15 protein-coding genes are annotated in these 13,810 nt (G+C 50.9%); 8 read left to right on the forward strand and 7 right to left on the reverse strand.

Annotation, left to right across the window (positions count from 1 at the left end):
• Positions 1-3: 3 nt before the first annotated feature.
• On the reverse strand, positions 4-372 hold the full coding sequence (sdhD, locus tag MO867_RS08535; RefSeq protein WP_252465927.1) for a succinate dehydrogenase, hydrophobic membrane anchor protein: 369 nt from the start codon (positions 370-372) through the stop codon (positions 4-6).
• A complete protein-coding gene (sdhC, locus tag MO867_RS08540) occupies positions 366-740 on the reverse strand; it encodes a succinate dehydrogenase, cytochrome b556 subunit (protein WP_252465928.1) in 375 nt (124 codons plus the stop codon). The genes sdhD and sdhC overlap by 7 nt, the downstream gene beginning before the upstream one ends.
• 440 nt (positions 741-1,180) lie before the next feature.
• Between sdhC and gltA the strand changes: the two genes are divergently transcribed.
• The 5 genes from gltA (at position 1,181) to MO867_RS08565 (ending at position 7,940) form a co-directional block, all read left to right on the forward strand.
• On the forward strand, positions 1,181-2,470 hold the full coding sequence (gltA, locus tag MO867_RS08545) for a citrate synthase (RefSeq protein WP_252465929.1): 1,290 nt from the start codon (positions 1,181-1,183) through the stop codon (positions 2,468-2,470).
• Positions 2,471-2,904: 434 nt separating this feature from the next.
• Positions 2,905-3,441 (forward strand): hemerythrin domain-containing protein, encoded by a 537-nt coding sequence (locus MO867_RS08550; RefSeq protein WP_252465930.1) that lies wholly within the window; start codon positions 2,905-2,907, stop codon positions 3,439-3,441.
• Positions 3,442-3,998: 557 nt separating this feature from the next.
• Positions 3,999-6,026 carry an FAD-dependent oxidoreductase gene (locus MO867_RS08555; RefSeq protein WP_252465931.1) on the forward strand — a complete coding sequence of 676 codons (2,028 nt, stop codon included), beginning with the start codon at positions 3,999-4,001 and terminating at the stop codon, positions 6,024-6,026.
• Positions 6,027-7,379 carry a cytochrome c3 family protein gene (locus MO867_RS08560; protein ID WP_252465932.1) on the forward strand — a complete coding sequence of 451 codons (1,353 nt, stop codon included), beginning with the start codon at positions 6,027-6,029 and terminating at the stop codon, positions 7,377-7,379. It begins immediately after the preceding gene.
• A gap of 12 nt (positions 7,380-7,391) precedes the next feature.
• Complete coding sequence (locus tag MO867_RS08565; RefSeq protein ID WP_252465933.1) at positions 7,392-7,940, forward strand: Tll0287-like domain-containing protein; 549 nt, start codon at positions 7,392-7,394, stop codon at positions 7,938-7,940.
• A 24-nt stretch (positions 7,941-7,964) separates the two neighbouring features.
• Here the strand turns inward: MO867_RS08565 and MO867_RS08570 are convergent, their stop codons facing one another.
• Together MO867_RS08570 and MO867_RS08575 are read right to left on the reverse strand one after the other, a co-directional pair.
• Entirely contained in the window at positions 7,965-8,249 is a 285-nt protein-coding gene (locus MO867_RS08570) for a hypothetical protein (protein WP_252465934.1), read from the reverse strand.
• Between the two features lie 109 nt (positions 8,250-8,358).
• Positions 8,359-8,568: a DUF3820 family protein gene (locus tag MO867_RS08575; protein WP_252465935.1), complete on the reverse strand. Its 210-nt coding sequence runs from the start codon at positions 8,566-8,568 to the stop codon at positions 8,359-8,361.
• 151 nt (positions 8,569-8,719) lie between these two features.
• On the opposite strand from MO867_RS08575, the gene MO867_RS08580 reads away from it, so the two are divergent.
• On the forward strand, positions 8,720-8,989 hold the full coding sequence (locus MO867_RS08580) for a YMGG-like glycine zipper-containing protein (protein WP_252465936.1): 270 nt from the start codon (positions 8,720-8,722) through the stop codon (positions 8,987-8,989).
• Between the two features lie 131 nt (positions 8,990-9,120).
• Here the strand turns inward: MO867_RS08580 and MO867_RS08585 are convergent, their stop codons facing one another.
• Genes MO867_RS08585 through dcd form a run of 3 tightly spaced genes read right to left on the reverse strand, consistent with a single transcriptional unit; the run spans position 9,121 to position 11,118 of the window.
• Positions 9,121-9,306: a hypothetical protein gene (locus MO867_RS08585; RefSeq protein WP_252465937.1), complete on the reverse strand. Its 186-nt coding sequence runs from the start codon at positions 9,304-9,306 to the stop codon at positions 9,121-9,123.
• Complete coding sequence (locus MO867_RS08590; protein WP_252465938.1) at positions 9,306-10,514, reverse strand: BaiN/RdsA family NAD(P)/FAD-dependent oxidoreductase; 1,209 nt, start codon at positions 10,512-10,514, stop codon at positions 9,306-9,308. The genes MO867_RS08585 and MO867_RS08590 overlap by 1 nt, the downstream gene beginning before the upstream one ends.
• A gap of 34 nt (positions 10,515-10,548) precedes the next feature.
• Positions 10,549-11,118, reverse strand: a complete 570-nt coding sequence (gene dcd, locus MO867_RS08595) for a dCTP deaminase (protein WP_252465939.1) — start codon at positions 11,116-11,118, stop codon at positions 10,549-10,551.
• Positions 11,119-11,263: 145 nt separating this feature from the next.
• Here dcd and imuA point away from each other — a divergent pair, with 145 nt between their 5' ends.
• Together imuA and MO867_RS08605 are read left to right on the forward strand one after the other, a co-directional pair.
• Complete coding sequence (gene imuA, locus MO867_RS08600; RefSeq protein ID WP_252465940.1) at positions 11,264-12,031, forward strand: translesion DNA synthesis-associated protein ImuA; 768 nt, start codon at positions 11,264-11,266, stop codon at positions 12,029-12,031.
• Positions 12,032-12,052: 21 nt separating this feature from the next.
• The gene (locus MO867_RS08605; RefSeq protein ID WP_252465941.1) at positions 12,053-13,558 is read left to right on the forward strand and encodes a Y-family DNA polymerase; all 1,506 of its coding nucleotides are present in this window, start codon (positions 12,053-12,055) and stop codon (positions 13,556-13,558) included.
• The last annotated feature ends 252 nt before the right edge of the window (positions 13,559-13,810 follow it).

Raw genomic sequence — 13,810 nt, forward strand, 5'->3', positions numbered from 1 at the left:
TGCTTATACACCCCAAAGAATTTCAATGCCCCACACTGCGTATAACACAGCAACAGCAGCCAGAACCACTTCTATGAATAAACGCAGAACAGTGGCTTTACCGCCCATCATCCGATTGGTGATGTAATCGGTGACCACCGACCAAAGGCCAATCCAGGCGTGGATTATGGTGGACAGCAAGGTGACCAAGCTGAAAACACGCATCCAGCGCTGGGCGAACAGTTCAGACCAGGCCTGGTAGCCAAAGTCTTTACTAAAGAAGATAAAACCCACTATAAAGAGGGTATACGCGAGCAATACTACCGCAGTGACTCGCTGATAAAGCCAGTCGAAAGTACCGCTACGGCCAAAGCTAGTTACTGTTCTTACCACAACCATACCCCCACCAGAAGAATAAGGATTACACTCACCACCAGCACGGCAATGGCGCTGCGGCGACCACCTTCGAGACTCTCACCCATCCCCATATCCATAAACAGATGGCGAACACCCGCTAACAGATGGTAGATAAGAGCTGCCAGGGAGGCCCATAGGATAAGCTTGGCTGGAATACTGTTAAACGCTGCCGCCATATCGGCGAAGCCCTGTTCGGATTCCAGGCTGGCATCGAGTATGCAGAGCAAAAGCGCCACAACGGCGAAGAGCACTACACCGGACACGCGATGCAAAATGGAAACCAAACCAGCAGCGGGAAGCTTGATAGTGGAAATGTCTAAATTGACAGGTCTGTTTTTGTTCACAGGAAAAACACCTTGTTGCCCTGAACGACCGGGCGCCCGTTAGCTTTTCAATTGGAGGGACGAGCTGCTTGCTGATCACTTTGTACTCGACCTGATGAAGCCTTGTACAAAGTAGCCGTACCATGGCGCAAGCCGCGCGGATTATAGGCATTCAATAGTCAAAACACAACGAACGCCTGTGATTACGCTGGCCTCCCGTCACTGTCTTGCGACTTTCCTGCAGCTGCGAGATTTCTGCCGACTTTCCATCCCTCCATATAGGTAAATACTCTACGAGTAAGTACCACAACCGGATATCCTGTTGCCGATAGACTGGTGGTCCATTCCTTTTGGTTTGACAATTTACGGCGCGGCACTTAAGTTTGGCCCCGCTCAAAAGGCCACCAGCACCCGAAAACAGCGGGAAAAGGCCGGCATAAGAACATTATTAGGAGTCCGCAATGTCCGAAAAAAAAGCGCACCTCACAGTCGATGGTATCGACGGCGCTCTTGAGATGCCCGTTCGCTCCGGCACCCTCGGCCCCGATGTTGTCGATGTCGGCGGCCTGACCGGCAGAGGCTTATTCACCTATGATCCGGGCTTCGTATCCACAGCCTCATGTGAATCCAAGATCACCTTTATTGATGGCGGCAAAGGTCAACTACTGCACCGCGGCTACCCCATCGAGCAACTGGCAGAGAAATCCGATTACCTGGAAACCTGCTACCTACTGATGAATGGCGAGCTGCCAAACGCAGAACAGAAGAAGACGTATGTAGACACCATTATGTCTCATACCATGGTGCACGAATCTCTGGTGAGCTTTTTTAAGGGCTTCCGTTACGATGCTCACCCGATGGCTATGATGTGTGGCGTAGTTGGCGCCCTCGCCTCCTTCTACCACGACTCCCTGGATATCAATAACCCAGAGCATCGCGAGATTTCCGCTCACCGCCTGATCGCCAAGATGCCAACCTTGGCAGCCATGTGCTACAAGCACTCCAAAGGCATGCCGTTCATGTACCCGGATAATAGCCGCAGCTACTCCGAAAACTTCCTCCACATGATGTTTGGCAACCCCTGCGAATCCAGCAAAATCGACCCGATTGTCGCCAAAGCAATGGATATTATCTTCTTGCTGCACGCCGATCACGAACAGAACGCCTCTACTTCCACCGTTCGCCTGGCCGGCTCCTCTGGTGCCAATCCGTTTGCCTGCATCTCCTCCGGTATTGCCACCCTTTGGGGTCCCGCTCACGGCGGTGCCAATGAAGCAGTACTAAATATGCTGCAGGAAATTGGCGATGAAAGCCGTATCGACGAGTTCGTGAAGCGCGCCAAAGACAAGAGCGACCCCTTCCGCCTGATGGGCTTTGGTCACCGCGTTTACAAGAACTTTGACCCGCGCTCCCGCGTCATGCAGGGCATCTGTGACGAAGTTCTGGGCGCCATGGGCGCTGAGAATGACCCGCTGCTGAAGATCGCCAAGAAGCTGGAAAAAATCGCCCTTGAAGACGATTACTTCGTAGAGAAGAAGCTCTACCCGAACGTGGACTTCTACTCCGGCATCATTATGAAAGCCATCGGCATCCCTACCGATATGTTCACCGTCATCTTCGCCACCGGACGCACCTCCGGCTGGATCGCCCACTGGAATGAAATGATTTCCAACCCGTACAAGATTGGCCGCCCGCGCCAACTGTACACAGGTTACCCGCAGCGCAATTACACCGACCTGGAACAGCGCTAGGCTTAATAGGCTGCCCTACCCAGGCTTGTGGGCGTATGCCGTAAAGTCTCGACGACAAATCAAGCTCTAACCTGTTTGATTTACTTGGCAGGCTACCGAAAATTACTTTCAATAGCCCGCCAAGTAAAAAACCCGGCTAAGCCGGGTTTTTTATCACCCCTTTAATTAAATTAATTTGTATTTCTCAAGATCCCACCAGCTGCAATTCGATAAAATTATAAAAGCAAAGAGCCAAAGTGTGACATGCATCCCAATTTTGTCATTTTGCCTAATACTGTCCTTTTCTAGCGGTTAAACCACCTGTCATCCAATGTAAAATCCGCCGCGCTCACCGGGACTCAAAGAGCTGCGCCCTCTCTCCAGCCAGCACCCAATTTCGCAGAGCGATCAAATCTAATAACAAGCTTCCTTAAAAATCTACCGAGACCAAATTAATGCTTAGCTTTATTTCTGGAATGTTTCGAAGTAACAAAACGGAAAACACCGCAGACCTAGAAGAAAAATATACGCGCAGCTCCTATGCTGGAGCCAAGGGCGGCCGCACAATCTCTTACGACCCCACGCTGATCAAAGCTCTTGAAGATGACCATCGAAATTTAATCAGTATTTTCCAGCGCATGTGGTCTGAAGGCCATGAAAAGCAGAACTATCGCCAACTGTCACAACTGCTGACTCAATTTAAATCCGGCTTCCAGGCTCACCTGATCAAAGAAAACGTACGCTTTTACGTTTACCTTGAGCAGGCCCTTATCGGTGATGCACACACCCTTCAGGTGGTAAAAGATTTCCGCACCGACATGAACGAAATTGCCAATGCTGTTGTACAGTTTTGCAAGCGCTATAACCATGAAGCCTTCACCCCGGAGATGGCTCGCGACTTCAAAATGGACTATCAAAAAATTGGCGAGGCATTAACCCGCCGCACTGCACTGGAAGAAAAAGAACTCTACGTTCTTTATCAGCCATCTTGAAACCAATCGACAGGTTTTTGCAACCCATGTCACTGGAAATTTAGCCTAGATACACCCATAAAAAACAATTCTTTACAAACCGCCTACTGCTTTTATTCCCTGCCGCCCACAAGGACGGGGCCGCATAATTTTTCAGTAGCTGTAACAATAGCTGGCAACGCTCCTCAATCGGCAACCCCTGCCAAATCTTACCCGTATTCCTGCCATCGCCATCGCCATCGCCATCGCAGTAATTTAAGCACCTATTTAGGGCAGAGATTAAAGCGAAGATTATTTTCCCACCTCCCCAGCAAACCCAAAACTGCGCATAAAGGTCCAGTGCAACAAAATTTTCCGACCTGACCTTACTTTACACCCAATTCTCTATCGTCATCTCTTAATCAGTACTAGACGTTTATTTAATTTTGTTTAAACATAGAGGAATTAGAATTCTAAAAAATACCCCGCGGTGGGATATTGATCTAAGAAATTTTAAGAGCTTTATGGCTAAAAAATTAAAAAAGCTAGAAAGATAGAAAGAAAGGCCATCAGAAAAGCCAAAGTAGTCGGGGGGAGGTATGACTGAGCTAGACAACACTCTTGTCCAGCATTCGCCAAGCGGTATTCGTGCTAAAGATAGCAGTTACCCTATTTATGTCATTGTAGGTACAGGCCCGGTGGGGGTTCGCTGTGCACAAAAATTGCTGGAATTCTGTGATGAAGCGCAAATTGTCATCTATGGAGCAGAAACGGAATCTCCCTATAATCGGGTAAAGCTCTCACAATATCTCTCCAGCCATGTAGAGCTGGAAGAGCTCGACAACCCTATTCTCGGTCAAAATGATCACCGCCTTGCGGAATATATAGATCGCAAGATCACTTCAATTGATCGAACACAAAAAACGGTAACGGATGCCGCAGGTAATATACAGCCTTACTCCAAGCTGATTATTGCTACCGGCTCAAACCCCACCATTCCAGGAATTCAAGGCGCCGACTTGCCCGGCGTCTACCCCTTCCGCAGCCTGCGTAACACCAATGATTTACTTACTTTGCGGGAGCGTAATGCGGATATTTGCGTTATTGGCGCTGGCGCCTTGGGGCTTGAAGCCGCAACAGCATTAAAAACACCCAAAAACAGTGTCACCCTCCAATCACGCGGTCATCTACTAAGTGGCCTTTTAGGGGAAGAGGGGGAGGGATTCCTCAAGTCAGCCCTCACCGCTCTCGGCGTAACACTCAAAATTGGCGACTCGCTGAGCGCAATAAAAGAATGGGATGGCAAGCGCACACTAATCTTCGATAGCGGTGAAGCACTTTCTGTAGATGCCATTGTTTTGTGCACTGGTATTCAACCGGAAATCAGCCTCGCGGAACAATGTGGGCTCAATACCGTACGCGGTATCGTCGTCAATGAATGGATGCAAACCTCTGATCCAGATATTTATGCCGTAGGCGAATGTGCCGAATTTGACCAAACCGTTTACCAGCTGGTTCGACCTGGGTATGAGCAGGCCGAAAGTTGTTGCTCTCATATTCACCGCAACTACGGTGGTGAATTACTTTCGCAGCCCTATTCCGGTAGCTATACCGACATTCAACTAAAAATTGCCCATATCCCCTGCGGAATTATGGGTGATGTATCTTCGGACAATGGCAATGCCGCAGCTGATGCGCAGAGCTACGTTTACAAAAACCGCTTCAAGGGGATCTATCGCCGGCTATTTATTAAAGGCGAGAACATCTTGGGGGCCAGCTATATAGGCAGTTGGGATGAAGCGGGTGAACTTCGCCAAGCGGTGGCGCAAGGGCAAAAAATTTCTTTGCGCTCGTTAAAGCAATTCGAAAATGAAGGCCGGCTTTTCGCCAAGAAATCGGGTAACAACCTTAAGGATTTCCCCGATAGCTACCTGGTTTGCCAGTGTAATTCCGTCACCAAGGGGGAGCTGTGCAAAGCCATTTCCGATGGCAAACGCAATCTGAATGAATTGCAGCAGGCAACTACCGCAGGCTCAGTATGCGGCAGTTGCCGCCCACTGATGGCCGAACTCCTCGATGCCCCCGTCCCCAACCTGGTAATGAGGCACTCAAAAGGGATATGGGTTACATCAGCGTTGTCATTGATACTGATCACTCTGGCTTTTTTAATGCCTTCAGCGCCCATTTCAGACTCTGTGCAAACGGCATTTTTCTGGGAAAAGCTCTGGTATGACAATTTCTGGAAACAGCTTACCGGCTATACCATTTTAGCCATGTGCTTATTCACCGCCGCACTAAGCATTCGAAAACGCTGGAAAAAACTCAACCTTGGTCATGTCGATCACTGGCGTTACGCACATAGCATTACAGGTCTGATTGCGCTGGTCGCCCTGGCAATGCACTCGGGATTTCGCCTTGGGGAAAACCTGAATCTGGCGCTAATGCTGGTATTTCTGACTGCAACCGCAACGGGCTCGCTCGTCGGCGTTTTTATGGCGCGCAACCACCACTGGACGGACCTGAAACTTCGTGAGCACCGAAAGTGGTGGTCTCGTGTGCACTATGCCCTGCTTTGGGCTTTACCGGTCCTTCTCGGCTACCATATTTTTGCGGTTTATTACTTCTAAATGAAATCCTATCAGTTCAAATTCTGGCACTACGGCCTGCTGCTGACCCTGGTCATTGGCTCAGCAGTCGCCTACAACCTTAATATCGACGATAAATCCCTATTTATCAGTGGGGATGCCACTCATGGTCATCATCAAATTGAACTCGCCTGCACCTCCTGCCATACCGATGGATTTTCCGGAGAGGAAGCCGTTCAACAAGCCTGCCTCAATTGCCACGCAGAGGAGTTAGAGCTTGTTGATGATTCGCACCCACGGAAAAAATTTCTGGACCCCCGCAATGCATCACTATTAGAAACACTTGATGCCCGCTTATGTGTGAGTTGTCACACAGAGCACAAGCCGCAGATCACGAGAGAAATGGGCGTCACGCTGGCTGGTGATTTCTGTTTTCACTGTCACAGTGATATTGCTGAGGAACGCAGCAGCCATAAAGACCTCGGCTTTGAGACCTGCGCCAGTGCAGGCTGTCATAATTATCACGATAACGGCTCTCTATATGAGGACTTCCTCATTGCCCATGCCGATCAGCCTGACCATTTGGAGACAGCAAAGCTCCCCGCCCGTACAGCCGTTCAATCCTGGCTGAATGAACACCCACAAAAGGTACCTTTGCAAATTTCTCAAGCGGATATCGATAGCGGTGATCACGGTATGGAAATTACGGCTGCCTGGGCGCAAAGTGTTCACGCTCAAACCGATGTGAACTGCAGTAGCTGCCATGAGGAAAACCAAATACAGTTCAGCAGTTTGGAGATTGTGGAGCAATGTACCGACTGTCACAGCGAACAAAAGAAAACATTCACTGAAGGCAAACATGGAATGCGCCTATCCGACAAACTGGCTGAGGAGTTTATTCAGCAAGTGGGTGTTATATCACCACAGCAGGCTCGCCTTCCCATGAGTACAAATGCTACAGACGAATTAAGCTGCATCAGCTGTCACGGCCCTCATCAGGTTGATATGCAGTTTGCCGCTGTTGAAGCCTGTCTCGGCTGTCATAATGATGAGCACAGTCTCGCCTATAAAGAGTCCCCCCATTTTAACACCTGGACTGCGAACCCTGGGGACGGAGTCAGCTGCGCCAGCTGTCACCTACCACGGGAAACTCATGGCGATCAAATAGTGGCTAATCACAACCAAAACCATAACCTTCGCCCCAATGAAAAAATGCTGCCGGTTTGCCTAAGCTGCCATGGAGCAGAATTCTCCCTTGCCGCACTGGCCGACAAAAGCCTGATTACAAGTAACTTTAAGCATAAACCCGCGGAAAAACATCAGACTTTCGATCTGATCCGCGAGCGGATTGCAAGGATCTCCAAAAGCAAAAACAAGCAAACTAAATCCCAATAGGAGGGGAACACTATGCGTATTGCCGCTTGTATTATCGCCGGACTGGCCCTACTCACAGGTTGTGAAAAAAACCAGGGAGTTGCGCCAGAGCGAATGGCGGATGCCATTTTTGCTGTTATCGAAGCAGACCGGGCCAACTACACCAATAAGGTGGTAAACCGCCTGCAAAACGAGGAAAAGATTCTAGATGCTGACGAGCACTGGCAAGATAAAAAATTATTGCCTCTGCCTGCTCAGATGATGCGTATGGGTGCAGAGCGTGTTGCTGAAAATGAATCTGGATTTAATTATGCCCTGCTTTCCCTGTGGCCCATCAACAAGCAGAACAAGCCGCGTACCGATATGGAAAAGCAAGGCCTACAGTACGTCATTGACAATCCCGGCGAGAACTTCTACGGCCGCGAGACGCTGGGGGATACCGAATACTTCACTGCTGTATATGCGGATGTTGGTGTATCGCCAGCCTGCGTCAGCTGTCACAATGACCATGTAGACAGTCCACGTACTGACTTTGAACTGGGCCATACACTGGGTGGGGTCGTCATACGTATCCCGCTATAAACCCACAAATTACGACTATTTGTTCTAGCCTTGTAGCCAGCTACTGGGCTTAGTTTTCAATAATACCGGGTTATGTAAAGTGAGGGATTTCTCCGAGATCCCGAATAAAACGCCATCACTAATCATTCGGTTTTCAAATAGAGTGGCGGTCGAAATCATTTCGACCGCTCCCTCTTTCAAGCTGACTGGCTCTACTCCCGCTACTACCTCGCTGAAATCATCCAGACCAGTGGTTACCCGCTGTGGGCCTATTTCCGGGTCAGTCCAGTCTCCATCACGGTCCGCTTTTTCTTGGCCTTTGCTCCGCAAAGCACACCTAGGCATTACTATATTAGTGTCAAATGTCAGGATGACAAATTTACCGATTCTTAGGGACTTCATGCAAAACCGAAAAAATCTGCTACGCCGCTATTTTATCTCATCGCAAAGGATCAATAAGTCCCTGCAGCCCCTCTACTTTTATTTCCAGAGCGAGCGCCATCAAGCCACCTAACCGGCCCTCTGGAAATCCCTTCCTGGCGAACCAAAGCAAATATTCTTCTGGTAGATCCATCAGCAAATACCCCGAGTACTTCCCGAAAGGCATGCTAAGTCGGGCCAGCTCAACTAGATCCTGTTTTTCAAACACCCCAATAACTCCCTAAATATCTCTAAAAAAAGGGAACGAAACTCCCATTTTATGTTTGTTGCCAGTAAAAGCGGACTCTACACTGGCTGCGAATTATTCGGCTAATTACGCCGATTCCCTATACCTCAACCCATCAGCAACAGGGGTGCCTATGCGTATCAGAGCCATCAAACATCTCAGCCTGGCAGCGGTGTTGGCCGCGGGCCTAGGAGGTACAGGCTGTGCCAATATGAGTGATACCGATCGCCGCATCGGCACCGGCGTGGGTATCGGGGCCGTAACCGGCGCGTTGATCAGTGGTGGGCGTCCAGGGGGCACCGCCGCAGGTGCCGTTATTGGGGCCGGTGCGGGCTACCTCTACGATAGGGAAAGAAAACGCAGAGACTATTATCGCTATCGCGGCCGCTACTATCGTTATTAATCAAAAGGGGCTGCAATAGCTTGGGAAAGTCAAACTGGTGCGAAACACTTTCGCACCAGTTTGACTATTTTCAAGGAACCTAACCACGGCAGCCAGGCCCACTGTAATTTCATAGAATGGAGGTAAGATCGCTAGATTAATTTAGTTTTGGTTTTACCACAGCGTTCACAGCAATACTCAGTAACCAACTTTCCCTGCTTAACATCGAACTTTCTTTCAACGACCGTTTTCCATTTATGGAAACCTTCTCGGCACAATGTACTGCCTTTGTGCTTTTGCCAGGCCGTTTTTCTTTTGAAAGGAATTACGTCACCCATTAAACCACCTCTCCCGCAGCGTGCGCCGAAGCCCAGGCCCACTGAAAATTAAATCCACCGAGCCAACCAGTGACATCGAGCACCTCGCCCACAAAATAGAGCCCCGCTTGGGTTTTGCACTCCATAGTGCGCGACGAAACCTGCGCGGTGTTCACTCCCCCAAGGGTGACCTCGGCAGTACGGTAGCCTTCGCTACCGGCCGGTACCAGCTTCCAGCGCTGTAATTTATCGCCAATTTGTTGCAACTCTGCCTCCGTCACTTGCTTGAGGGGTCGACTGGTGATTTCTGCTCGCAGCAAGAAAAACTGCACCAACTTTTTGCTCCACACCTCGGCCAACACACTGTGCAAATGACTCTCCGGGCTTTGCTGACGCCGCTGTGGTAACCAATCGGCCAGGTTACGGTCTGGAGCCAAGTCAAATGTGACGGCTTGCCCCTCGCGCCAGTGGCTTGAAATCTGCAGGATCGCCGGGCCACTCAAGCCCCGGTGAGTAAATAGCATCTGCTCGTGAAAACTGCCTTCAGCACAAGAGGCTGTCACCGCAAGAGAAGTCCCCGGCAAGCTGCTTTGCCGATCCAGCTGGCGCTTGTGTTGTGTAAACGGCACCAATGCCGCGCGGGTGGGGACTATATCCAGCCCAAACTGGCGAGCGATGTCGTAACCGAACCCCGTTGCCCCCATCGTGGGAATCGAGAGACCACCGGTAGCCACCACCAACGATTCACAAACAACCGTTCCCATAGTGGTTTCCACCCGGTAACCCGCTTCCGCAGCTCTAACCGCAGAAATTGCGCAGCGGGTGCGAATCTGGGCTTTGGCTGTACGGCATTCCGCCAGCAGTAAATCAACAATATCTCTGGATTTGTTGTCGCAAAAGAGCTGGCCGAGGGTTTTTTCGTGGTAGGCGATCCCGTGTTTTTCCACCAGGGCAATAAAGTCCCATTGGCTATAGCGCGCCAGGGCCGACTTGCAGAAGTGGGGATTGTCGCTGTAGAAATTCTCCGGGCTGGTATACAGATTGGTGAAATTACAGCGGCCGCCGCCGGACATCAGGATCTTCTTGCCAACTTTATTAGCGTGATCCAGCACCAGCACACTGCGCCCGCGCTGGCCTGCCGCAGCCGCACACATCAACCCCGCCGCCCCGGCGCCGATGACCAAGACATCGACGCGCTCAGGCAATGCGCTCAAAGAAATTTCTGTCATAGATAAGAATTTATGACCGGGTACACCCAGGTAATCAGGTACGCGGTAAGGTTACGCCGCGCTGTCCCTGGTACTTGCCACCGCGATCGGCGTAAGACACATCACAGACTTCATCGGACTCAAAAAACAACATCTGCGCCACGCCTTCGTTGGCATAGATCTTCGCCGGCAGGTTAGTGGTATTGGAAAACTCCAAAGTCACATGCCCTTCCCACTCTGGCTCCAGCGGTGTCACATTGACGATAATGCCGCAACGGGCATAAGTGGACTTACCCAGGCAGATCGTCAGCACCGAGCGGGGGATACGGAAGTACTCCACCGTGCGCGCCAGGGCAAAGGAGTTGGGCGGAATAATGCAGTAATCGCCTTCCACATCCACAAAGCTGTTCTCATCGAAGGTCTTCGGGTCAACCGTGGCTGAGTGGACATTGGTAAAGATCTTGAACTCACGAGCGCAGCGCACATCGTAGCCGTAGCTAGAGGTGCCATAGGAGATGAGTCGCTCGCCATCATCGTTATGGCGCACCTGGCCCGCCTGAAAAGGCTCAATCATACCGTGCTGCTCAGCCATGCGGCGAATCCACTTGTCGGACTTGATACTCACTCCATCCCCCTGAATAGAATAATAAGTGCTCAATAAAAGTGGCGGAATCATAGCCGGTTTGGGCTGTGCAAAAAAGTGCCAATGCAATGATTTCTCTCTTGTTACCCCTGAATAGATACTGTATAAATCAACAGCATTACTGGATGTGCATACAGCCTTAGCTGAAGATTTGAGCCAAACCTGGCCAGAACTGAGTGGTGGAATCGTGGGTAGCGCCGAAAACTTTTTGCAAACCAAGCCGTTAGATAGCCAGGCAAAACGCCAGAAGCTTGAACAACTACTCAACAGGGCCGATATCTGGCAGGCTGCCAATGAACCCAGAAGGCAGTGCAGTGCTATTGCCAGCGGCTATCCCGGCCTCGACGCCCTCCTTACCGGGCACGGCTGGCCCCGCGGTGCCACCACCGAATTATTGCTCAATCAGACAGGGATCGGTGAATTCACGCTGCTACTGCCGGCGTTGGCCGAACTCACTCAGCACCAACAGACGGTGATTTTGATCAATCCCCCCCATATTCCCTACGCTCCAGCGCTAGCCAACAGCGGTATCCGCCTGGAAAATCTATTGATACTGCACCCGCGCGGGCCCAAGGATAGGCTCTGGGCGATAGAGCAGTCCCTGCAATCCGGCAGCTGTGGTGCCCTGCTCAGCTGGCAGGACCGCCAGATCCCCAACCATAAAGACCTGCGCCGACTACAAGTCGCCGCCCGCACCGGCGACTGCCTGCACTTTCACTTCCGTCCGCAGAGCGAGTCTACCAACCCTTCACCCGCCAGCCTGCGCCTAAAGCTCGAATCCGCTGGAGAGCAACTGGCGTTAAATCTCCTAAAGCAACTGGGCGGCCCCAGTGGCCAACACCTCTACCTGGCTAGAACCGCAAGACTGGTCCATCGAGACCAGCCCCTGCACTGACAGACACCGGTGGAGAAGACCATGCTCTGGCTCTGTATTCAATTCCCCAAACTCCCGCTGGAAGTGCTAACCCGCGCACAACCCCAGGGGGGAGAAACTGCGCCCCAAGCTGTCGTTGAAAAGCAATTAATCGTAGAAAGCGACCCCGCTGCAAGCCAGCGTGGCGTTGAAACCGGGCTCAGTATCGCCACCGCCTGCGCCCTTTGTGCAGACTTGCGACTATTAGCGCGAGACCCACAGCGGGAGCAACAGCAGCTGCAACAATTGGCCCAATGGGGCTACAGCTTCACACCTGTCGTTTCACCTCAGACGGTGGGGCCTATGAACAACGGAGAAAGCACTCCGGCCCATCTTTACCTGGAGTTGAGCGGCTGCCTGAAAGCCAACGGTGGGCTCAGAGCACTGATAGATCAACTGAATAACGAACTTGAGCATATGGGGGTCGACAGCATTATGGGTCTTGGCCACAACCCCAGCGCTGCACGCCTGCTGAGCCAACTCCCGGAGCACCGCCAATGGCTTGCGCAGACACACACAGCGCCAGCCCCTCAGCAATGGAAACAGTGGATCAGCTTTACCCCGAGCAAACTGCTCGACTGCGACCATAAAACCCTTGCCAAGCTCTACACTTGCGGTATCAAAAGAGTCAGCCAGTTGCTCGCTATCCCCTTATCGGAAGTCGGCGCCCGCTTTGGCCGCCCCTTTGTAGACTACCTCGCGCGGCTCAATGGCAGCCGCCAGGACCCCGTCTCCAGCTATCAGCCACCCGCCCAATTCCACAGCGAATTATTTTCTCCCAGCCCCCTGGATAACAGCGAACAATTGTTATTCCCAATGGGGCGCTTGTTGAGAGAGCTTTGCGCACAACTACAACGGCGTCAGCTCTACACTCAACGACTCCAATGGCAATTGAACTTTGGCCAGAATAAAACCCAGGCGATAACCGTAGAAATATCGACTCCACAACTGGAATCCCAGCGCCTGCTTGTCCTGACAAAACTCCAGTTGGAACGATTAACACTGGATCAGCCAGTACAATCCGTGTGTTTAAGTTGCGATCACTTGATGACATTGGAGCAAGGCTTATTGGATGAGGATTTATTGGGTGAAGGCAGCCAGATTCAGCGCAAACAACAACTGATAAACAAACTAAAAGCCCGCCTTGGTCATCAGGCTGTCTCCGGGGTTGCGCTAAAGGAAAGTTACTTACCGGAACAAGCCTGGCAAAGTGCAAACGCCCTGCTAATACAAAGCAATTCCAATGGCCGGAAAATAAAACCCATTAAAGCTCTGCGCCCCAATTGGCTGCTGTCTCGCCCTAGCAAATTGGACAGCAGTGAGCACAAGTTATTTTATCGAGGGGAACTCCAACTGTTACAAGGCCCGGAACGCATCGACGGCTACTGGTGGCAACACGGCCGCCACGGACGAGATTACTATATTGCAAAAAATAAGAGGGGTGAGCTCTACTGGGTTTTTCAGGACCTTACCTCAGAAGAGTGGTTTTTACAGGGTATTTATAGCTAGTTTTTAGCGTTGGATTCTGGATACCGGCTTTCGCCGGTATGACGATAGGAAGTTGAAGGACCCGTCAAGTCATAGTCTATTTCTGCTTCAAACTTATTCACTGTGGAAACAGGCAAATAGTTTAACTTATTCCCCCCCCAGGGCTGTCCCATATAAATCAGCTTAAATGGTGACTGTAATTATCTTGTCTAAAGTTTCACTATCCCAGCCGGCTTTTTTCCGAAGCCTTTTAATGCTCATATCTTTTCTAAA

The sequence above is a fragment of the Microbulbifer okhotskensis genome (assembly GCF_023895975.1).
In the GTDB taxonomy this organism is placed as follows: Bacteria; Pseudomonadota; Gammaproteobacteria; order Pseudomonadales; family Cellvibrionaceae; genus Microbulbifer; species Microbulbifer okhotskensis.